The 20,092-nt window shown below is 66.4% G+C and carries 21 protein-coding genes and 1 pseudogene; 11 read left to right on the forward strand and 11 right to left on the reverse strand.

Translation table 11 applies throughout. From position 1 onward, the window contains the following. Nucleotides 1–114 precede the first annotated feature (114 nt). From ACTWPT_RS17740 to ACTWPT_RS17765, 6 genes are all read left to right on the forward strand, one after another. The gene (locus tag ACTWPT_RS17740; protein ID WP_443178486.1) at nt 115–1,431 is read left to right on the forward strand and encodes an ABC transporter substrate-binding protein; all 1,317 of its coding nucleotides are present in this window, start codon (nt 115–117) and stop codon (nt 1,429–1,431) included. After that, complete coding sequence (locus ACTWPT_RS17745; protein ID WP_443178487.1) at nt 1,428–2,300, forward strand: carbohydrate ABC transporter permease; 873 nt, start codon at nt 1,428–1,430, stop codon at nt 2,298–2,300. Before ACTWPT_RS17740 ends, ACTWPT_RS17745 begins: the two co-directional genes overlap by 4 nt. Further along, a complete protein-coding gene (locus ACTWPT_RS17750; protein ID WP_443178488.1) occupies nt 2,300–3,163 on the forward strand; it encodes a carbohydrate ABC transporter permease in 864 nt (287 codons plus the stop codon). The genes ACTWPT_RS17745 and ACTWPT_RS17750 overlap by 1 nt, the downstream gene beginning before the upstream one ends. A gap of 339 nt (nt 3,164–3,502) precedes the next feature. Beyond that, a complete protein-coding gene (iscB, locus tag ACTWPT_RS17755; RefSeq protein WP_443178542.1) occupies nt 3,503–4,807 on the forward strand; it encodes an RNA-guided endonuclease IscB in 1,305 nt (434 codons plus the stop codon). Between the two features lie 29 nt (nt 4,808–4,836). Further along, a complete protein-coding gene (locus ACTWPT_RS17760) occupies nt 4,837–5,832 on the forward strand; it encodes a LacI family DNA-binding transcriptional regulator (protein ID WP_443178489.1) in 996 nt (331 codons plus the stop codon). A gap of 100 nt (nt 5,833–5,932) precedes the next feature. Then, nucleotides 5,933–6,766 (forward strand): SAM-dependent methyltransferase, encoded by an 834-nt coding sequence (locus ACTWPT_RS17765; protein WP_443178490.1) that lies wholly within the window; start codon nt 5,933–5,935, stop codon nt 6,764–6,766. Nucleotides 6,767–7,080: 314 nt separating this feature from the next. Here the strand turns inward: ACTWPT_RS17765 and ACTWPT_RS17770 are convergent, their stop codons facing one another. The 3 genes from ACTWPT_RS17770 to ACTWPT_RS17780 are packed head-to-tail and all read right to left on the reverse strand — an operon-like array spanning nt 7,081 to nt 8,399. Further along, the gene (locus ACTWPT_RS17770; protein WP_443178491.1) at nt 7,081–7,617 is read right to left on the reverse strand and encodes a hypothetical protein; all 537 of its coding nucleotides are present in this window, start codon (nt 7,615–7,617) and stop codon (nt 7,081–7,083) included. 33 nt (nt 7,618–7,650) lie between these two features. Beyond that, nucleotides 7,651–8,241: a Pr6Pr family membrane protein gene (locus ACTWPT_RS17775; protein WP_443178492.1), complete on the reverse strand. Its 591-nt coding sequence runs from the start codon at nt 8,239–8,241 to the stop codon at nt 7,651–7,653. Continuing rightward, nucleotides 8,238–8,399, reverse strand: coding sequence for a hypothetical protein (locus tag ACTWPT_RS17780; protein ID WP_327588544.1), 162 nt, complete (start codon nt 8,397–8,399; stop codon nt 8,238–8,240). The genes ACTWPT_RS17775 and ACTWPT_RS17780 overlap by 4 nt, the downstream gene beginning before the upstream one ends. Nucleotides 8,400–8,438: 39 nt before the next feature. Here ACTWPT_RS17780 and ACTWPT_RS17785 point away from each other — a divergent pair, with 39 nt between their 5' ends. After that, nucleotides 8,439–8,633, forward strand: coding sequence for a hypothetical protein (locus ACTWPT_RS17785; protein WP_443178493.1), 195 nt, complete (start codon nt 8,439–8,441; stop codon nt 8,631–8,633). 80 nt (nt 8,634–8,713) lie between these two features. On the opposite strand, the gene ACTWPT_RS17790 is transcribed toward ACTWPT_RS17785, so the two are convergent. The 5 genes from ACTWPT_RS17790 to ACTWPT_RS17810 form a co-directional block, all read right to left on the reverse strand. Next, entirely contained in the window at nt 8,714–9,418 is a 705-nt protein-coding gene (locus ACTWPT_RS17790) for an IS66 family transposase (RefSeq protein WP_443178494.1), read from the reverse strand. Between the two features lie 57 nt (nt 9,419–9,475). Further along, nucleotides 9,476–9,871, reverse strand: a complete 396-nt coding sequence (locus ACTWPT_RS17795; protein WP_443178495.1) for a DUF6444 domain-containing protein — start codon at nt 9,869–9,871, stop codon at nt 9,476–9,478. A 73-nt stretch (nt 9,872–9,944) separates the two neighbouring features. Then, a complete protein-coding gene (locus tag ACTWPT_RS17800; protein WP_443178496.1) occupies nt 9,945–10,235 on the reverse strand; it encodes a Scr1 family TA system antitoxin-like transcriptional regulator in 291 nt (96 codons plus the stop codon). Between the two features lie 37 nt (nt 10,236–10,272). Next, entirely contained in the window at nt 10,273–10,809 is a 537-nt protein-coding gene (locus ACTWPT_RS17805; RefSeq protein ID WP_443178497.1) for a Scr1 family TA system antitoxin-like transcriptional regulator, read from the reverse strand. 56 nt (nt 10,810–10,865) lie between these two features. After that, the gene (locus ACTWPT_RS17810; RefSeq protein WP_443178498.1) at nt 10,866–11,216 is read right to left on the reverse strand and encodes a hypothetical protein; all 351 of its coding nucleotides are present in this window, start codon (nt 11,214–11,216) and stop codon (nt 10,866–10,868) included. 89 nt (nt 11,217–11,305) lie between these two features. Between ACTWPT_RS17810 and ACTWPT_RS17815 the strand changes: the two genes are divergently transcribed. The 3 genes from ACTWPT_RS17815 to ACTWPT_RS17825 all read left to right on the forward strand — a co-directional run bounded on the left by ACTWPT_RS17815 (nt 11,306) and on the right by ACTWPT_RS17825 (nt 13,941). Then, a complete protein-coding gene (locus ACTWPT_RS17815; protein WP_443178499.1) occupies nt 11,306–11,434 on the forward strand; it encodes a hypothetical protein in 129 nt (42 codons plus the stop codon). A gap of 124 nt (nt 11,435–11,558) precedes the next feature. Beyond that, nucleotides 11,559–12,182 carry a hypothetical protein gene (locus ACTWPT_RS17820; protein WP_443178500.1) on the forward strand — a complete coding sequence of 208 codons (624 nt, stop codon included), beginning with the start codon at nt 11,559–11,561 and terminating at the stop codon, nt 12,180–12,182. 904 nt (nt 12,183–13,086) lie between these two features. Then, complete coding sequence (locus tag ACTWPT_RS17825; RefSeq protein ID WP_443178501.1) at nt 13,087–13,941, forward strand: hypothetical protein; 855 nt, start codon at nt 13,087–13,089, stop codon at nt 13,939–13,941. 56 nt (nt 13,942–13,997) lie between these two features. Here the strand turns inward: ACTWPT_RS17825 and ACTWPT_RS17830 are convergent. The 3 genes and pseudogenes from ACTWPT_RS17830 to ACTWPT_RS17840 form a co-directional block, all read right to left on the reverse strand. Continuing rightward, a pseudogene (locus ACTWPT_RS17830) lies at nt 13,998–14,120 on the reverse strand (helix-turn-helix domain-containing protein); the annotation flags it as partial. Between the two features lie 93 nt (nt 14,121–14,213). Continuing rightward, nucleotides 14,214–14,591, reverse strand: a complete 378-nt coding sequence (locus ACTWPT_RS17835; RefSeq protein ID WP_443178502.1) for a YchJ family protein — start codon at nt 14,589–14,591, stop codon at nt 14,214–14,216. A 5-nt stretch (nt 14,592–14,596) separates the two neighbouring features. Next, nucleotides 14,597–15,493 carry an NAD-dependent protein deacetylase gene (locus tag ACTWPT_RS17840; RefSeq protein ID WP_443178503.1) on the reverse strand — a complete coding sequence of 299 codons (897 nt, stop codon included), beginning with the start codon at nt 15,491–15,493 and terminating at the stop codon, nt 14,597–14,599. A 215-nt stretch (nt 15,494–15,708) separates the two neighbouring features. On the opposite strand from ACTWPT_RS17840, the gene ACTWPT_RS17845 reads away from it, so the two are divergent. Beyond that, a complete protein-coding gene (locus tag ACTWPT_RS17845; protein WP_443178504.1) occupies nt 15,709–20,091 on the forward strand; it encodes a hypothetical protein in 4,383 nt (1,460 codons plus the stop codon). Nucleotide 20,092 lies beyond the last annotated feature (1 nt).

The raw sequence follows: 20,092 nt of genomic DNA on the forward strand, positions 1-20,092 counted from the left end.
CCAGAATTTTCCTGCTCGCCCTCCAGGTTAACGAGACCGTAACGACCCCTTGACGGGCATTTCCGGACTGTTCCACTCTGTGCACGTTCACAGAACCCCCTACGGAGGTACGCAATGCGCGCCAACCGCCTTGGAGCAGCCCTGGTCGTCGCCCTCACGGCCACCCTCGCGAGCTGCGGGTCGGGCGAGCCCGCTCAAAGCACCGAGGCGGCGCAGAGCCCCACGGCCGCAGCACAGGGACCGGTCAAGCTCGTCTACTGGACCTGGGCCCCCAACATGGACAAGATCGTCGATGTCTGGAACAACGCCCACCCCGACATCCAGGTGACGGTCAGCAAGCAGGCCGGCGGCGACGACGCGGCCGCCAAGTACCTCACCGCGAGCAAGGCCGGCAACCCGCCGGACCTGGTGCAGGCCGAGTACCAGCACCTTCCTTCGTTCATCGCCGCCGACGCGGTGGCCGACCTCAAGGCCGAGACCGCCTCGATCAAGGGCGAGTTCTCCGACGGCCTGTGGAACCTGGTCACGCTCGGCACCGAGGGCGTGTACGGCGTGCCGCAGGACAGCGGCCCGATGATGCTCTTCTACCGCCAGGACCTGTTCGACAAGTACGGCATCGAGGTGCCGAAGACCTGGCAGGAGTACGCCGACGCGGCCCGCACGGTGCGCAAGAAGGACCCCAAGGCGTACCTCGGCACGTTCTCCAGCAAGGACCCGGGAGCGTTCACAGGGCTCGCCCAGCAGGCCGGCGCGCAGTGGTGGTCGATCAGCGGTGAGTCGTGGAAGGTCAACATCGCCGACGAGCCCACCAAGAAGGTCGCCGACTACTGGGACGGCCTGGTCAAGGAGGGCGCCATCGACGACATGCCGTTCTTCACCCCCGAGTGGAACAAGGCGCTCAACGACGGCAAGCTGCTGAGCTGGCCGTCGGCGGTGTGGGCGCCGGGCGTGTTGTCGACCAACGCGCCCAAGGCCAAGGGCAAGTGGGCGGTCGCGCCGCTGCCGCAGTGGAACGCCGGCGAGAGCTTCAGTGGCTTCTGGGGCGGCTCGTCCGTGGCCGTGTCTGCCAAGACGCCGAACAAGGCGGCCGCCGCGCAGTTCGCCACGTGGCTCAACACCGATCCGGCCGCTCTGGAGCTGCTGGTCAAGGAGGCCGCGATCTACCCGGCCTCGACCAAGGCCCAGTCGGCGCTCGGCGAGGCGCCGGAGTACTTCTCCAACCAGCCCGACTTCTGGCAGCAGGCCGCCGCCGTGTCCACCGGGGCGCGCGGGTTCACCTTCGGGCCGAACGTCGGCGTGACGTACAACGCCTTCAAGGACGCCTTCGACAAGGCGCTGCAGAACAAGTCGCCGTTCTCCGACGCCATTCAGACCATGCAGGACACCACCGTCGCCGACATGCGTAAGTCCGGCTTCCAGATCGCGTCATGAAGCGTTCGGCTCCCTACCTGTTCCTGACCCCGGCGATCGTCCTGTTCACGCTCTTCCTGGCCGTGCCCATCGGCTACACCGTCTACCTGGCGATGCTCAGGACCAAGGTGTCGGGGCTCGGCCTGGGGAAGGGCTCGCGGCGCGAGGTGTTCGTCGGGTTCGACAACTTCGCCGCCGCCCTGGCCGACGCGGAGCTCTGGAACGGCTGGCTGCGGGTGCTCGGCTACGGCTCCCTGGTGCTGGTCGTCATGCTCGGCCTGGCGCTGCTGTTCGCGCTGATGCTTGACTCGGCGCGGGTGCGGCTGGCGCGGTTCTCCCGGATCGCGATCTTCCTGCCGTACGCCGTGCCGGGGGTGGCGGCCACCCTGCTCTGGGGGTTCCTCTACCTGCCCTCGCTCAGCCCGATCAGGGAGATCCTGGACATCGACTTCCTGGGCGCCACCACCGTCACGTACTCCATGGCGAACGTGGCGGTGTGGGGCGGGGTCGGCTTCAACATGCTCGTGCTCTACACCACGCTCCGGGCGATCCCGCGCGACCTGTACGAGGCCGCGCGGCTCGACGGCGCGTCCGAGTTCCAGATCGCGCTCCGGGTCAAGATCCCGATCCTGACTCCGGCGATCATCCTGACCACCGTGTTCTCGATCATCGCCACGATCCAGGTGTTCACCGAGCCGACGACCCTGCGGCCGCTGACCAACACGATCAGCTCCACGTGGAGCCCGCTCATGAAGGTCTACCGCGACGCGTTCGTCACCGGCGACCTGTACTCGGCCGCCGCCACGTCGATCGTGATCGCGGCGATCTCGCTCGTCCTGTCGTTCGGGTTCCTGCGCGTGGTGCGCAACCGCGCCTTCGGGGAGGGCTGATGACCGTCGTCTCGCATCGCAGGCCGCGCGGCAAGGAGGCGTTCGGCGGCCTGGCGCCGACGGCGCTGCTGCTGCTCGGCGCGATCTACTGCCTGTTCCCGGTGTTCTGGGTGCTGATCGCGGCGACCAAGTCGCCGGCCGAGCTGTTCAGCACCTCAACGTTGTCCTTCGGCACCGGCTTCCTCGACAACGTGACACAGCTGTTCGCCTACCGCGACGGGGTGTTCTGGTTGTGGGCGGCCAACACGCTGATCTACGCGGGCGGCGGCGCGCTGCTGTCCACCGCGGTCTCGGCGGTCTCGGGGTATGCCCTGGCCAAGTACCGTTTCCCCGGCAGGAACCTGATCTTCAACCTGCTCATCGGCGGCATCCTGGTGCCGGCCGTGGTGCTGGCGATCCCGCAGTATCTGCTGTTCTCCAAGATCGGCCTGGCCGACAGCTACTGGGCCGTCCTGCTGCCGCAGATCCTGCATCCGTACAGCATCTACCTGGCCCGCATCTACGCCGCCGCGGCCATCCCCGACTCGCTGCTGGAGGCGGGGCGCATCGACGGGGCCACCGAGTGGCGCCTGATGTCGCGGGTGGCGATGCCGCTCATGGTGCCCGGCATGGTGACGATCTTCCTGTTCCAGTTCGTGGCGATCTGGAACAACTTCCTGCTGCCGTTCATCATGCTGGGCGACGACGGCAAGTTCCCACTCACGGTCGGGCTGTTCACGTTGCTGCAGTCGGGGGCGAACCAGCCGTCGCTGTACAACCTCATCCTGACCGGGGCGTTCCTGTCGCTGGTGCCCTTGATCGCGCTCTTCCTCACGATGCAGCGATACTGGAGGACCGACCTGTCCTCCGGAGCTGTGAAGTAACCGGATCCCCCGCTGGAAAGCGGGGGCTTTCAGCTCAAATGGGCTGGAAGCCCATGTGTTACCAGCACCAGCCGACAACCATTGAGGAGGTGACCGACGTTGGCTACGTTCCGCGTACGACAGAAGACCGACCGCGCTGTGCTTCACCAGCAGCGCGCTCTCGAATTCGAGTCAGCAGACAACCCCGGGATCAGGGACGAAACGGGGCTCGAAGGCCGTATGGCACCGGGCGCGGGACCTGTGCGAGGTGAGACCTCCGGCAGTTCACCTGCCGCCGAGGGCGTCACCCCGGACCATCCAGTCCGGGAGAAGGGACGTGAGTCCCACCCCTACGTGTTCGTGCTCGACAAGCACGGGTACCCACTCCAACCCTGCACCCCCGCCAGGGCGCGCAAACTGCTAACGAAAGGACGCGCCGTTGTTCACCGGCACACTCCATTCGTCATCCGTCTCAAGGACCGTTCCATAGACACCTCAGAAGTCGATGGAGTAGAGGTGGGCGTCGATCCCGGCTCACAGCACACCGGCATCGCGATGTTCACTGCTCAGGCAGGCGAGCGCCGCGCCAGGTTCGCGATCCGGCTCGACCACCGCGGTGCCACGATTCGGAAAGTGCTGCAGCAGCGGGCCGCCTACCGGCGCCGCCGCCGTACCCAAAACCTGCGCTACCGCAAGCCTCGCTTCTTCAATCGCACCCGGCCGTCAGGATGGCTCCCGCCATCGCTGCTACATCGAGTGGCCACTACCGTCTCGTGGATCGACCGGATAGCTCGCTGGGCACCGGTGCAGGCGGTACATGTGGAGCGGGTCGCGTTTGACACCCACGCCCTCGCCGCAGGCAAGCCTCTGGAAGGCGTCGAGTATCAGCTCGGCACCCTGCACGGCACCGAGGTCCGCGAATATCTGCTCGCCAAGTGGCGGCGGGCCTGCGCCTATTGCGGCGCCAGCGGGGTGCCGCTGAACATCGACCACATTCACCCTCGCAGCAGGGGAGGATCCGACCGCCTCTCCAACCTCACCCTGGCCTGTGTGTCCTGCAACCAGGACAAAGGCAATCAGCCGGTCGAAGACTTCCTCGCCTGCAAGCCGGAACTGCTGGCGAAGATCCTCGCGCAGGCCAAGGCCCCGCTTCGTGACGCGGCAGCCGTGCAGTCCACCCGCTGGGCGCTGTGGCGCGCACTCGACGACCGCTTTCCCGCACACGTGGCCTCGGGAGGTCGCACGAAGTGGAACCGCACCCGCAACCACCTGCCGAAAACCCACACGCTGGACGCCCTAGCCGTGGGCAAGCTCGACACCATTACCGAAACTGTGTCCATCGTGCTGGTCGCCGGATGCGCCGGCCGCGGAACCCGCGCCCGCACTCGACCCGACAAATATGGCTTCCCCCGCCTCCGCATGCCTCGCCGGAAACTGTACTTCGGCTTCCAGACCGGAGATTTCGCCCGAGCCATCGTGCCCACCGGCAAGAAGCAAGGGACCCATATCGGGCGCGTCGCCGCCCGCACCAACGGCTACTTCAACGTCATGACCGTCCACGGAACTGTCCAAGGCGTCCACCATCGTCACTTCCGTCTCCTTCAGCGAGCGGACGGCTACGCCTACACCAAGCAGAAGGAGGGAAGGGCATCCTCCTCGGCCTGAAGCCCAGGATTTCCAGCCCCAGACATCTGATGAAGCGCCCTACGATCCACGACGTCGCCGCCGCTGCGGGCGTGTCCCGCGGCACGGTGTCCCGTCTCCTCAACGGGGACAAATATGTCAGCCCGGCGGCGCGCGTGGCCGTCGAGCGGGCCATCTCGGAGACCGGCTACGTCGTCAACCGGGCTGCTCGCAGCCTGGTCACGCAGCGGACCGGGTCGGTGGCGATGGTGTTGTCGGAGCCACACCAGAAGCTCTTCGAGGACCCCAACTACAGCACGCTGATCCGCGTCGCCATCAGGATGCTGGCCGAGCGCGACATGTCGCTGGTGATGATGCTGGCCGGCGACGAGGGCGACCGTGAGCGGGTGGTCCGCTACGTGCGCGGCGGCCACGCCGACGGCGTGCTGCTGGTCTCCACGCACGCGGGCGACCCCCTGGTGGAGGCGCTCGGGTCCGGCCCGCCCGCCGTCTCCTGTGGCGCCGTCATCGGCCACGAGAACGTCATCCCGTACGCGGCCGCCGACGAGCGGCTCGGCGCCCGCCAGATGACGGAGTATTTCGTCAGCCAGGGCCGCAAACGCATCGCCATGATCACCGGCCCGATGGACACCCCCGGCGGCATCCAGCGTCTCGAGGGCTTCGCCGAGGTGCTCGGCCGCAAGGCGACCACGAAGCTGATCGCGCACGGCGACTGGACGCAGGCCAGCGGCGAGCGGGCGATGGCGGAGCTCCTGGACAGGGCGCCCGACATCGACGCGGTCTTCGTGGCCTCGGACCTGATGGCGGCCGGAGCGCTGGCCACGCTGCGGGCGGCGGGGCGGCGCGTGCCGGACGACGTGGCGGTGGGCGGTTTCGACGACTCGTCGGTGGCGCTCTCGACACATCCGCCGCTGACCACGATCAGGCAACCGCTGGCGGAAATGGCGCAGGAGACCATCCGGTTGCTGTTCGCACTGCTGGACGGAGCGAAACACGTCGACCCCGTGATACTGCCGACGGAACTAGTGGTCCGAGAATCGGCCTGACTTTGATGGGGCCCGTGTGACGCATTCCTGAAAACGACAATTTTTCGGGAATGGCAATGTAAGATCACGCAAATCCACATTGACGCATGAGGAGCCGACCGTGGGCGACCGCGAGCACGAGCGCGCACCGCAGGGAATCGACACGACCAAGCCCAGCGTGGCCCGCGTGTACGACTTCATACTCGGCGGCAAGGACAACTTCGAGATCGACCGCCAGGTGGCGCGCCGGGCGCTGAAGGTGGCCCCGGACGCGACCGAGGCGGCCAGGGCCAACCGGGAGTTCCTCGCCCGCGTGGTCCGCCATCTGGCGGGCGAGGCGGGGATCCGCCAGTTCCTGGACCTCGGCTCCGGCCTGCCGACACAGGGCAACGTGCATGAGATCGCCGGGTCGGTCGCGCCCGGCGCGCGCGTCGTCTACGTGGACCACGACCCGATCGTGCTGGTGCACGGCCGCGCGCTGCTGGCCGTGAACGACACCACCACGGTGGTGGAGGCCGACCTCAGGGAGCCGGAGGCGATCCTCGGCCATCCCGGCGTGACACGGCTGATCGACTTCGACGAGCCGGTGGCGCTGCTGATGTTCGCCATCCTGCACCACCTGGCCGACCATGAGGACCCGGGCGGGCTCACCGCGCGCATCATGGGCCGCCTGGCCCCGGGCAGCTACCTGGCCGTGTCCCACTTCCACAATCCGGGAGAGGCGCTGCCCGAGGTGTCCCAGCAGGCGTACTCGGCCGAGAAGATCTTCAACGAGTCGCTGGGGACGGGGCGGTGGCGGACGCGCGAGGAGATCCTGGCGTACTTCGACGGGCTGGAGCTGGTGGAGCCGGGGCTGGTGCCGCTGCCTCAGTGGCGGCCGCAGGCCGACGACCGGGCCGAGCCCGGGATCACGTACCACACGTTCGTGGGGGCGGTGGCCCGCAAGCCCCGCTGATGCTCGGACGACACCATGCACACGGCGCTCATCGCTCCTGTGAAATTTCGATCACGGCCCTCAGCCGTGGCCCGACATCCCTACGCCAGTGAGCCACGTCCATACTTCCGCTACCGCACTCGGCCGTCCCCGGCTCGTCTCCATACGCGTGACGTTCCGGCCGCTCCACTCCGTCCGCCGGATCACCCACTGCCCGCCTTCAGAGCACAGCTCATACTCGACGCCCCCGATCACGGTGTGCGTCATGACCCGCGAGCGTGTCCCTCGGGAGTCGTACGGGGTCCACTCCAAGCCGACCCTGTCAGAGACGGCAGTCATGCCGACCGCTCCGGCACGGTATCGGCCGACGTGTGCCGCAGCCTGTTCGGATGCTTGGTCGGCCCGTCGATCAGGCCAAGACTCCGGGACCACCGGGGGTTCGTCTTGATCGCCACATCGAACGCGACCACTTCCCCCCAACCGCCCTCGGCAAGCGCCTCGATCAGCCACGTCCACGCGAACATGAGGTCTGTCGAGAGGATCTGGCCGGAGACCTCATCAGGGTTCGGCGGGTTGACGTGCGCCTGGGCAAGATACACGTTCGTCGTGTTCTTCGGCACGTGGATCAACATGCCGTTGATCTCGACGACCACCTTGTCGACCGGCTGCCAGGGTGTGAAGGCGTCCATGTCAGGAAGGTGCGGACGCCGGATTTCGAGGGTCCACGATGTTGCGTGATGTTGCTCGCAGAGCCTCGCAACACCTCGATTTGATCGTAAGCATTCAACAGGGCTCAAGATCGAGTAGGTCGTGAGGATTGCCTTCGTCCCGTCCCCGGCGGTGCTGCAGTCCGGCTGGGTGCGCCCGTCCACGGTGCGTGTGCTGTGCACGGATCCAGCGCGGGCTCAGGGGTCCGCGGGTTCGGCCGTGAGCCGGTGGATGCCGAGCAGGGCGTAGCCGAGCACCACGAAGGCGGCCAGCGCTGCGAGCGACGCCGACGCGACGGCCAGCCAGCCCAGTCGTTCCACGTTCAGGAACGGGTAGACGTAGCGACGGGGCAGATTGGGGCTGGCAAGAAGCACGAAGGCGCCGTACAGAAGCGGGTAGCCCAGCCAGGCGAACGGCGCCGCCCATCGGACTCGGCGCGACCGGTCGAAAGCGGCCCAGTCGACCAGCGCCATGATGGGCGTCACGTAATGCAGCAGGAAGTTGCCCAGCCCGCGTATCCCGCCGCCGGCCAGCAGTGCCAGCGGGTTGGCCAGGTCCCGCGAGACGTAGTTGACCAGGCATGTGACCAGCAGGTACAAGGTCACCGCGCCTTTGACGTCGGCGGAGGCTGGTTTCCTGCGGTCGTTGACCAGCCGCCAGCCGTAGTAGAGCGCGAGCATGACGTTGCTCTGCACCGTGAAGTATGCCCACGGGTGGCCGATCGACGTCGCCAGGCACACCAGGCCTGCGACGGCCGCCGTGACCAGCAGGATCCGCCACGCCGTCATCCGACTCTCCGTAACCAGCGCGGGTGCTCGGCCCGGGCCGCCGCGTACCAGAAGGGGTGAGGCGGGTTGAACGTGCTGCCCGGCAACGGCCGCAGCGCGGCCGGGATCTCCCCGAGCTGGGCGAACCCGATCACCCAGCTCGGCTCGGCCGCTGGCACGCCGCCACACAGGAGCTCACCCTGGCGAGGATCCGTGCCGTGAGCGTGCAGACCAGCACGGTGCGGAGGATGTCGCTCGCGTACTTCGACACGGGGCCGTCGAACAACGTGTGCACGCTCAACATCGACGCGGCCCGCAACAGTCAGGACGGCTGCGCAGGGGGCGGGCAGGCGGAACATCGTGATCACGTTAGCGCCAGGGTAAACATTCATCAACTCGGTGACGTTGTGTGATGCTCGCTGGTCAGTCGGTCGGACGATTGGGGGCATCCAGAGGTGGCCGGTGAAGGCGCGGCGGATCGCGTCCAGGGCGTTCAGGCCGTGCTTGCGGGCCGAGTCGAGGTAGGAGCGGACCGCCAGCCAGGCGGCGGCACCGGTCTCGGCTCCAGGTAGACCAGCGCCCGTTCCGGCGCAATGTCAGCCAGCCCCTGCTCGGTGGCCTTCTTGGCCTGCTTGTTCAACTCCGCCAGCGCCCAGCGCACCTGGAGCGGCCAGCGCTCATCGGGATGGTCCTCGGCCGCGGCGGTCAACTCCCTGATCAAGTGCGCCCCGCACAACTGGTGCCGAGCATCGGGGTAGCCGTCGTACAAGGCGAGGGAGTCGTGGACCACCACACCGCGAAACTCCGGCAGCACGCCCAGCGCGTTGGCGCCCTCACGCGAACGCGACCCCAGCCCGAGCAGGGTCAGCCGCTCGGTGCAGGCCACATGCAGCCACCGCCGCCCGCTGCCGATCCGGGTGGTGGTTTCATCGGCGTGCAGCACATGCCCGAGAGTTAACAGGGCACGGATCAGTTTCAGGCTGTCGCCCACCGCCTCGGCGGCCTGGCCGAGCACCCCTGACACCCAGCCGGTTGAGACATTCGCGCCGGTCAAGTCCGTGATCAGTTGGGCGGTCCGCTCGACCGGGATGTGTTGGAAGACTAGAAGGTAGACCGCCAGGGCGCGCAGATTCGGCCCATAGGAGGTCGGCGAGCCGGCCACCGTGGCGGGCATCGCCGCCGAGTCGTCGTCCCGCATGCGCAGCGGCACCGGTGTGCCCGATGCTCGGTCACCGTCACGGTGACCAGGGGAATGTCACACCTGGCGGCGCTCGTATCCGGTGCTGTCGGCCAGCCCCGGTCCGGCCCCGCACCCCGTACACGACTCGGGCAAGTGATCGTCGACCGTGTCGGGCCGATCGACCATGGCCAGCCCGCCGCCCGCCGAACCCGGCTGGCCACCCCGAAGCCGACCGCTCTGTCCCCCCGGCTTCTTCTCTGGCCGGGTGAAGGTGTCGGCCGACGGCGGCAGCGAGGAGTTCCCCGAGTTGCGGCCCAGTCGCCGCTCCAGTTCGGCCACCCGTCCCGAGAGCCGCTCATTCTCCACACGCAGCCGGTCGTTCTCGGCCCGCAACTCACCGATAACCCGCGCCTGCTCCACAACGAGGGCGGCAAGCTCGTCATACGACGGACGCCCATCCCCGGCCTGCACACGAAGATCATCCCATGGGGGACCAACCACCTACGCCTTATGATCTTGAACTCTGATGAATGTTTACATTTGATCAGCTCTGTCCGGCCCACGACTGTCGCGCCGACGCGAAGAGCACCCGCGCTTCGTCGCCATAGACGGCCGACTCGGAAAGAGCCTGAAACGCCTTCTCGTAAAGCGCGACGTCGCCGGGAGCCTTCACCCGGACCTGCCCGGGGACGGTGTCCACCCGAACCTGTTCGGTGTCGTAGATCCAGAAGTTCTCAGGTGGCCAGATCCCGGTGTCCGGCCGCCAGGTGACCACACCGAGGCTGGCGTTCGCGCGCCGCGTCAGGTCCGTGAGCTTGTCCATCTGCGCCGCCATGTCGGCTGGCGCGCAGAATGGCGTGTGCAGCCCCTGCTCACCGATCAGGAACGAACCGGCGCGCTCCCGTCGTCATGACCTCATGCTGCTTCATGCGCGCCTCAACGGCCGTGTCCACGTCGTCCGGGATCACCCGGAAGCCGACGATCTTCGATAGTTGCCCGCGTGCGTACGCCTCGGTCTGGACGAGTCCCGGGATCGCGCTGTGCTGGAAGATCCGGAAGTGGCTGGTCCGCTCGTAGAGCGGTAGAAATGATCGCTGTACCTGTCCGATGCCGGTCTCTTCGAGCCGTCGCCACTCGGTGTAGAAGGCGTTCACGTTCCGGACGCTAGCGACGAGATCCATCGTCTGAGACTCGGCACCGCAAATCCGGCACCACTCCCGGACATCAGTCTCGGTCGGAAGTTGCTTGTTGTTCTCCAGCTTCGGGACCTTGCTGAAGTGCCATCCGGCTTGTTGTGCCAGGTCACGGCCGGTTATCCCGGCCATGCCCCTGATCTCGCGTAGACGAGCCGCGAGGATTCCTCGCGCTGGCCGCAGCCCTCCGGCCGACCCATCTTTTTCAGAGATCACTCCGCCGGTCTGGTATCGACGGAGGTCCTTAGGACCTGATCAGGGGTCACAGCAGCTCAACACGGCCATGCCAGGCCTTGGGAGTTGACAATCTTTGCGCGTTCAGCCCGGAGGGTCTTCCACACGCTGAAGTCAAGTTTGGCGCGCCACCAGCCAATTTCGAGAATGCCAATTATCACTTTCAAGCCTGTTTGAGAAGAGATATCGGCTCCCGCAAGGCGAGTGTTACGGCCTTTAGTATGCAGATTGTGGTGACTTTTCTCACCTTGCTGATTAATCTTGCGCAATGTAAACCTAATTTGCCATTCCAAACACAGCAGATTGAGGGTGTTAGTGAACAATTTAGTCAGCACGGCGAGACGGGATTGGCCGCCTCGCCGACATCTCGCGATGGCGACGGTGCTCACGGTGGCAGCATCGCTGCTCGTCGCAGGCTTCGTACCCAGCACTGGCCGAGCCCGAGCCCACCAGCAGCGGTACCATATCCAGCCCAGCGGTGACCACCCTTCCTCGGCCTGAGGACCCCGATGCACCTCTGCGTGCCGCGATCGAGGAGGCCAAGAAACGGAATGAGCCCGTGGCCGTGGAGGCCGTCTACACCGAGTCCTCCCGAACGTGGGCCTAGCCAGTCAGCGCAGTCACCTCAGTCAGCGCAGGCTGACCCGTGTAGCCCCAGTGTCGCTTCGTGGACCTCGCTCGGAGGGCCGGGGAAGTCCACTCTCCGGCCCGCCAAGGGGCTACTGTTCGAGGTGCTTCACAAGGCGTTCTGGAGAAGGTACGAGCCCCGGGACAGCACTGCCTGGACTATCCAGAAGATAGGCGCTGTTTCCACCCTGTACACCAGCCCGTGGTTCATTAACCCGAGTACCAAGGACAAGAACGGCCGCTGGATACTAGACACCAAGGCGATGAAGCGGCACCGGAGCGTGATGCTCAACTCGACAGTCGACATCAAATCTCAGCCGTGCTTCGTCGTGAAGTCCGCCAGCGCCGAGTACGGTTTCTCGATCGGCGGAGGCTTCAGCAAGGACGGTGCCGAATATTCAGGATCCAATAGCATAGCGGTTACCCAGGCAGGCGGAAAGGACTGCGGCAGCGAATTGCTCGCTCCAGGCTCGGTACGCAAGACGTACGGTCCTCTCTACAGCAATGTGGGCCTTCGCACCGCCATGTGGAGCAGCCCGAACGCTGCTGACGCAGACTGCTGGCAGACATCGGGGAGCGTCTGCGGCATCACCAGATACACCCAGAAGACCGAGGGAATCTTCCACTACGCGCGAAAGGAAGGAGATTCGAGCAATAAGATCACTGGCCCCCCACGTCCTGGAGTGACTACAAGGGCTAGTAGGAGAAGAGAACTGACACCCTCCTGACTCGGCTCATCGCTGCGAGCCCGGGACGCCCTCCACGAGAAATCCAAGGGCCGCGCGGGCTCGCGGCTCTCCCCGACAGGAAAAGAAACTGCAGTTGGGGTTAAGTCAGACCATGCGCAGGATTTTCGGACGGATAACATGCATCGATGGATTCTGGTAGCCACGTTGATCCTGGCGGCAAGCGGCTGCTCAGCACCCAGCAGTACGGATAGGAAGCGCGCGCAAGGTAGCCCCACGGCATCGCCCACCCTTTCTCTCAAAGAACTGACAGCCGGCATCAAGGGGGGCATTGTTTTTCAGCGCATCGACCAAAGAACAGCTCAATGGGAAGGAGAGTTTCAGGCGAAGGATTCATACACTATCGCCTTCGATTGCGCCGGAACCTCCGGGAACGTGTCTATCAAAGTAGACTCCTCCCACTTCGGGCATGAATGCTCCAAGGGGCCTACAAAGACCAGATTCAGCCGTATACCGGAGGGAGAGAAGGGGCCGCACCACGTGGAGGTGAACGCGCCCGCCGGGGCGAAATGGACGATGCAGGTCTTCAGCTAGTACTTCAGTGGTGCCATCCCCCGCCTCTCGCCCCCTCTGGCACCCCCAGCCGATGACAGCAACCTTCAGTCCAAGTATGTTCTTTGGGCAGAGATCGTCTGCCGTCCTCTGACCTTCGCGGGATGGCCCCCACAGGTGGCGGGGCTTCCTACCGAACCGGTCACCCGCGCTGCAACGCGGAGGCGACTAAGAATGGACAACGGATGAAGCCAGTCACTCAAGGAAAGTACGTCCGTCCGCAATAAGCGGAGGCATACGCCTACGCGAATCGCGGCCTGGACTGACCGGCATTCTCGGAGAATGCCGGTCCGTCCAGGCCGCCAGGTTCAACGAAGGAGGAAGGCAGCCGAGAATGAACGGTGTCCAGTCACCCTATCGAACGGTGCTCGTGGCTGCGGCAGTTCTGATTCTGCTGCTCGCCGGATGTACGCCATCAAAGGCGAACGTCCACAAGGACGAGCGGACATTAACGGAGCTCACCCTCAGTGCTCTGTCGGTTGCCCATCCGGACTACGGCTTCAGTCCAGCACCCGCTCAGGAAAAGACTGCTGATGGCCTGTCGGTGATTTTGACCGCCTACCCCATCGGCGCCTTCATGACGGGGGATGTCGGTACGGTGCCTGTCTCGGTGACGTTCGACCAGGATTCGAGGGTCAAACGTGTGTCGCCACTCCCCGAAACTCGCCTGGGCCGTGTGCTTGAGGTTCTGGGAACCTCGAAAGGAAGCGTCGAAGTCGCACAAGACACACGAGAGCTGCTCTCGAACATCGGGCGCAGTGTTGAGGTGGTGGCCGTTGCCGAGTTCGCCGAGCCCATGACGGAGGCTGCGGTCCTGAGAGCTAACTCGGGGCTGGCCCAGCCCCAGCGGGTGCTTCTAGCACCAGGAGGGGGACAACTGCCCCTCGGCAACGGCCTTTACTGCGGCCGGACATGTGATAAGCAATCCTATGTGGCCTCCTTCCAGGAATGGGTGTCCACCCTGCGGCCACAAGATCAGTCCGCTTTGAAGGCGTTCGGCCTTGACCTAGAGAACCTGAAAGCGGCATCACAGCAGGGCAAGATCTACGGCTTCGTATACGAGAACTACGACGCGGAAACGCTGCTGGAGATCTCGAAGAATCCGAAGGTAAGGGCGCTGTATGTGGCGGACGTCACCCTGAAGTGCGCCTCCGATAGCGCCGCACTCTGCGAACCAGTGAGGGACTGAGGGAGAATCGCCGCTGGCCTGGCCGCCTCCAGACTCAGCAACGCGGTCGTGGCCACTCCGAGAACCGTGGCCCACTTACGCAGCGTCGCGATCCGTACGTCCTGCCGCTCGCCTTGCTCCACCTTGCGGATCAAGGACAGGGAGACTCCTGAGCGCTCCGCAAGTGCCCGCTGGCTGAGTCCGCGCCGCTTGCTATGGACTGGAGACGTTCGCCCAACACGCTTTCATCTTGCGGCAACAACGTGTCTCTGAGAGTGCTGTCTTTCCAGGCTCTACACGGCTCCCGCGTAGACCCAGCGGCCGTCGAGGCGGACGAAGCGGCTGTGTTCCTCCATCTCCCCCGGCCTGCCGCGGTCGACGTAGTGGGCGCGGAAGCGGACCGTGCCCTCGGTGTGGATGACACTGCCGCCGGTGGTCTCCAGGATCTCCAGGCGAACCCAGCGCACCCGTTTGTCCAGGTCCAGGCGGGCGGGGCGGGCGGCCGGGTGCCAGGTACCCAGCAGGTAGGCCTCGTCTCCTACGCCGAACGCGGTGAAGCGGGAGCGCATGAGCTGCTCGGCGGTGGTGGCGGCCGCCTCGCCGCGGTGCAGCTTGCCGCAGCAGTCCTCGTAGGAGGCGGGCAGGCCGCAGAGGCATGATCGAGGAGGCATGCGGTCTATTCTGCCCCGAGGCGGGTCGCCAGGTCGGTCAGGGTGGCGCCGAGCGGGGCGTCCAGGGTGAGCGTGGCGTCGGTGTCGCCGCCGGTCGGGCCCTGGTTGACGATGGCGATCGGGATACCGAGCGCCGCGGCCTTGGTGACGAACCGCAGGCCTGATTTGATCGCCAGCGAGGATCCGAGCACGAGCAGCGTTCGCGCCCGGGTCACCGTACCGAAGCACTCGTCGACGCGGGTCCGGGGCACGTTCTCGCCGAAGAAGATCACATCCGGTTTCAGCAGGCCGCCGCAGCCGGTGCAGTCCACCACCTGGAAGCCCTCTACCTGTTCGTCGGTGAGTACGGCGTCGCCGTCGGGGTTGATCTGGTGGCCGGTGGCGTGCCAGTGCGGGTTGGCCTCGCGCAGGCGGCGGTCCAGGTCCGCGCGCGGGGTGCGTTCCCGGCATGACAGGCAGACGACGCGGTCGAGGCCGCCGTGCAGCTCGATCACCCGCCGCGCGCCTCCCGCCTGGTGGAGGCCGTCGACGTTCTGGGTGACGATGCCGGATACCAGGCCGTGCCGCTCCAGCGCGGCCACGGCGCGGTGGCCGGCGTTGGGCAGGGCCTGGCCGATCTGCTGCCAGCCGACGTGGCTGCGCGCCCAGTAGCGGCGGCGCGCCTCCGCGCTGCCGACGAAACGCTGGTACGTCATCGGCTCGGCGCGCCGGGCCTGGCCTGTCGGTCCCCGGTAGTCGGGGATGCCCGACTCGGTCGACAGGCCCGCACCGCTCAACACCGCCACTTCTCCCCGTCCGACCAGCTCGGCCAACAGAGCGTGGTCGGCCGACTCGCGCGGATCGCCTGGCTCGGCCGCCTCCACCAGGTCCGCGAGTGGGGACTTCGTCGTGCTTGGAGTCACATGTCCATGGTGCACGACTCAGTCGCCTGGTCGCCCCGCGCCTGGGGCCGAGTCCCTAACTTGGTGGCTGACCCGGGGTCGCCAGGCTTGTTGTGAATTCGTTATTGACGCCCCGTACAACTAAATGGTCCGCTCTCCCTGAAAGGTCAAGCGATCTACGGGGAGTCCACATGCAACGCGCCGCCAGGCGCGCGTTATCGCGCGCCTTCATCGTCATGTCCGCCTTATCCTGCATGATCGCGCTGGGGGCAACCCCTGCGAGCGCCGACCCCGCACCCTTCCCACGGTCCACCGAGGGACCCACTGTCGCCACAGGCCCCGCGATCGCCGCGAAACCGGTCATCGCGCAGGTGCCGAAGATAGAGGTCCCGCCCAACGGCACGGTGAACGTGCCTCGAGGCCCATCACTGGCCGCGCGCCCCGTGGAGGCGCGTCCGGTGGGCCCGGAGCGACCGCAGGTGACGATCCCCGCGGGCCCCACCCTGTTCAACCAGCTCGACGCCGCCGCCAAGGCCCGGCTGGCCAGCCATGGCCTGGTCACCGACGGCAAGGTCGACCCCGACGTGCGCAAGTACATGCCCGCGACCGACCAGGCCGGCATCCTTGACCTGCCCGGCCCGCTGGCCGATGTGGTGGCCCAGGCGGCGGTCAAGGTCAAGGAGCTGAGCGGCTTCGACCTTGCAGCGCTGTATCGCGCGCTGCCCGAGGGCGTCCCGCTGATCACGTACCGGCTGTGCGCCGAGACCGCCACCAGGTCCGTCTCGTGCTCGATCCCCCGCCCGATCGTGGTGCCGGTCGTCGCCGATGTCACCGGCGACGGCACGCCCGACCTGCTGGCCGATCTCGTGCCCGCGCTCGACATCAATCTGATCAGCACGGCCGCCAACACGCTGAACTCCACCCAGCAGCGGCTCAACCAGGTGATCAAGGACATTGAGGCGATCATCAACGATCCGCTGAAGCTGCTCGAGCTGCTCAACCTGAAGAAGCAGCTGGAAAAGCAGCTGGCCCAGCAGCGCTACGACCTCAGCATCCAGATCACCGCGGGCCTCGGCCTGCTGAGCGCCCGCCTCCCGACCAGCGAGACCCATGGCGGGGAGCTCAAGGCGCAGGTCTGGGCGCAGTACGACATTCCCGCCTCGCTCGACTTCTCTACCTTCAAGCGGTTCTCCATCGGCTTCGATGGCTATCACCGCGGCACCTCGCTCTCGACCCTCGATTGGGGGGTCTACACCGTCGACCCCATCGCCGCGACCCGCGGAATCGTGGACGTTCGCGCCAACCTGTGCAGGTTCCAGCCCGGTACGGCCATCGCCACCGTGGCAGGACTGGGCGACCTCGAGAGCAGGCAGCTGGTCGAGCCCACGCTGGCCAGTCTCAGGCAGAGCCCGGTGCCGCAGCGGTTCACCGCCAGGGCCAGGTTCGACACGGGCACGTTCGAGGGCAGGCTGGAGGTCTCCTCGTCGCAGCCCGCCGTGCTGGACGGCCTCGTCCTCACCAACAAGGCCGAGGACCAGTTCACCGAGATCTATGTCAACCAGCTGCCGGCCCAGGTGACCGCCGAGCTCACCAGGAACACCAAGAACGGCGAGGCGGACGTGCACTTCACCAGCTCGGCGGCGATCGAGCAGGCATCGGTGCACAACTACCTCTACACCGGCGAACGCCTGGACAAGGTGGCGGAAGGCGCGCTCACCAAACTGCCCACCGATATCCGCGCTCATTACGCCTCCACCGACGGCGAGAAGACGACGCTGGACGTGGACGCCAACGCGCCGCTGGCCAAGACCGTCGATGCGGCCTATTTCGACCGCGCGGCCGCCAAGACCATCGTCAAGGCCGGGCTTACCGACCTACCGGCACACCTGAAGCTCGAACACGACCACGCGGCCAACCACCTCACGGCCACCACCGACTCCAGGATCGGGCGCCTCACCGCGCTGGTGCAGCGGAACGAGGGCGCCATCTCGGCGCCGGCCGGAGATCACGTCACGCTGATCAAGGACGCTGCCGTCATCGGCGCGGCTGCCACGATCAACGGGCTCGCCGGGTTCGACGTGACGTACGGCGGTCACCCGCACGCCCTGCTCACCCTCAACCCGGGCGGCCAGGCGTTCTCCGGCGCGGCCGACATCGACGACACCCACCTCGCCCGGGTGACGATCTCCAACCTGCCCGCCTCGGTGGAGGTGGATCTCGACCCGGCCGCCAGGAATGCCAAATACCGCGCCGCCACGGTGATCAATTCCCTGCGCGCCGCCTACGCCAACGTCACGAGTGGCCCCACGATCGACGGGACGCTCACCGCGATCCCGGCCAGCGTGGACGCCTCGTGGACGCTCGGCGACAAGACGGTCGTGGACGTCACCACCTCCACCAGCCTCAAGAAGATCGATTTCTACGTCAACAAGGCCTACGTGACGCAGGTCAGCGCAACGAGCGGCGAGGACCTGCAGGCCACGGTCGACGACATCCCGACCCACCTCACGGTGACCGCCGACATGGTGGCCAAGCACCTCGACTGGACCGCCGACAAGCCGGTCACCTCGGTGTTCGCCTTCGCCAGGGTGAACGTTCAAGGCAGCTACTTCCGGGTCGCCGCCAAGGTCGCCACCGTACCCGCCCGGTTCACGGCCAGTTGGGGTGAGGGCGTCTACCGCTTCACCGGCGTGTCAGGACCGATCGGCTCAGCCACCATCGCGGCCACCAACCACGACGGCGCCCTGGCGCCGAGCGGCCCGCATCTGGCGGCCCATTTCCGCGAGTCGGACAAGCAACTCGACGCCAGCGTCCGCATCGACGGGCTGAGCAATGTCGAGTTCAGCAAGCAGGACACCGGCTTCACCGCCGACTTCCAGGCCGCCCGCCAGGTCGTCGCGCTGGACGCCGACCTCTATCTGGCCGGCGGGCTGCGCTTCGGCGGGCTCGGCACGCTCGGCCCCATCCCCGGGCACATCGAGGTGTCGGCGGCCGAGGGCGGTGCGGTCAGCTACAACGCCAATGGCGACTCTCTCGACCTGAAGGCCGACGTCTGGCTGGGCAAGACCGCGGGCATTCCCGACGGCGCGCCCGGCTTCGCCAACGGCATCGCGCTGGTGGAGGGTTCCGGCGGCAGCCAGGACGACGGCCCGTTCTGTACGGCTCGCGGCTGCTTCGGCGTGCGCGGCTTCATCAATCTCAGCGGGCTTCCGTCCGGCGTCACGGTCGACCTGGCCAAGAAGACGTTCACCTTCTCCGGCTACCGGCCGAAGGTGGACGAGCTGAAGCTGTACGTGGCAGGCAAGATCCTGCCGCCCGTTCCCATCAAGGCGCTGGCCACGCTGACCGGACTGCCGGAGCAGATCACCAGCGTACAGATCGGCGACTTCGACGCGGGCAAGGGATCGATCAAGGCGAACTACAAGATCGAGCCCGTGGCCACGCTGCCCAAGGTGGAGGTCATGGCCGAGTCGGAGGTCCCCGACTTCGGCGTCGTGCGTGGCCAGATCGTCATCGACAAGGTGCCCGCCGCCTTCTCCGTCAACGGCGCCTACGGCCAGGAGACGAGCATCACGGTCGGCAACTCGGCCCCGGTGGACCGGCTTCTGGCCAAGGTGACCGTCGACCCGGACACGGACGGACGCGGCACCGGCGTGATCGAGTTCACCGACGTGCCAGCGGCATTCACCATCGGCGCGAACGTCACGGGCAAGGGCCTGCAGGTGCCCAACTTCACGTACAAGTCCGCCGCGAGCACGCTCGACGGACTGTTCGGCCTCCAGGGTGCACTGCTGAAGAAGTTCATCGTCCGGCCCGAGGGTGAGCTCATCGACGCCAGCTTCCAGCTCACCGACCTGGCAGGGGACACCACCGTCAAAGTCAACGAGGACCTCTCGATCGACATGCTGTCCGAGCCCCAGGCGACCAAGCTCGTCGAACTGCACGCGGGAGTGGTCATCTCGCCGGTCGCCCAGCAGGCGGTGTCCGTCCGCAAGGACATCCCGTACACCGCCGGGTTCTTCGCCTTCCAACTCGACGGCGACTACAAGCTGGACGAGAGCAGGCTCGGCGACTTCGGGATCGCCGTCCACGACATCAACACACTGAGGATCAAGCCGGGCAAGATCCCGTTCGGGCTCGAAGCGCCTGCGGCCCTCGGTTTCGTCTTCCCCGGCTTCGAGGGCGACTACGGCACCCTCGACCTCGGGGTGAACGAGCTTGATCTCAAGCACGACGTGACGCTGAACGTGAAGATCGACAGGGACCTCGGCCCGGACGCGTTCAACGACACGTTGCGGCTGCTGCCCGCCAGGAGCGTGCAACTGCACCGCTACGACCAGCAGATGCGGGACATCAGCTCCAAGCTCCAGTTCGAGGTGGGCATCGACCTGTTCTGCCTGTCGCTCAGCACCAAGCCGGGCTTCGTCCCGCCGAAGAGCACCAACACGATCACACTGAACGGAGCCGACGGCCAGCAGATGGTCACCCTGCTCGACCCTGACGACCAGGTGCAGGACTACATCATCGACCTGTTCGCGCACTTCATGTCGCCCTTCGACGGGGCCGACTGGGAGGTGCACGGATTCGACCCAGGAAGCTGCGAGCAGCTTCTACAGTGAC

Source organism: Nonomuraea sp. 3N208, from assembly GCF_052245935.1.
Lineage (GTDB): Bacteria > Actinomycetota > Actinomycetes > Streptosporangiales > Streptosporangiaceae > Nonomuraea.

Excerpts from the sequence above, each read along its gene's own strand:
- ACTWPT_RS17750 (WP_443178488.1), top strand. The coding sequence starts at position 2,300 with ATGACCGTCGTCTCGCATCGCAGGCCGCGCGGCAAGGAGGCGTTCGGC.
- ACTWPT_RS17845 (WP_443178504.1), top strand. The coding sequence starts at position 15,709 with ATGTCCGCCTTATCCTGCATGATCGCGCTGGGGGCAACCCCTGCGAGC.
- ACTWPT_RS17740 (WP_443178486.1), top strand. The coding sequence starts at position 115 with ATGCGCGCCAACCGCCTTGGAGCAGCCCTGGTCGTCGCCCTCACGGCC.
- ACTWPT_RS17775 (WP_443178492.1), bottom strand. The coding sequence starts at position 8,241 with ATGACGGCGTGGCGGATCCTGCTGGTCACGGCGGCCGTCGCAGGCCTG.
- ACTWPT_RS17745 (WP_443178487.1), top strand. The coding sequence starts at position 1,428 with ATGAAGCGTTCGGCTCCCTACCTGTTCCTGACCCCGGCGATCGTCCTG.
- ACTWPT_RS17825 (WP_443178501.1), top strand. The coding sequence starts at position 13,087 with ATGAACGGTGTCCAGTCACCCTATCGAACGGTGCTCGTGGCTGCGGCA.
- ACTWPT_RS17790 (WP_443178494.1), bottom strand. The coding sequence starts at position 9,418 with ATGCGGGACGACGACTCGGCGGCGATGCCCGCCACGGTGGCCGGCTCG.
- ACTWPT_RS17760 (WP_443178489.1), top strand. The coding sequence starts at position 4,837 with ATGAAGCGCCCTACGATCCACGACGTCGCCGCCGCTGCGGGCGTGTCC.
- ACTWPT_RS17835 (WP_443178502.1), bottom strand. The coding sequence starts at position 14,591 with ATGCCTCCTCGATCATGCCTCTGCGGCCTGCCCGCCTCCTACGAGGAC.
- ACTWPT_RS17800 (WP_443178496.1), bottom strand. The coding sequence starts at position 10,235 with ATGGCGGCGCAGATGGACAAGCTCACGGACCTGACGCGGCGCGCGAAC.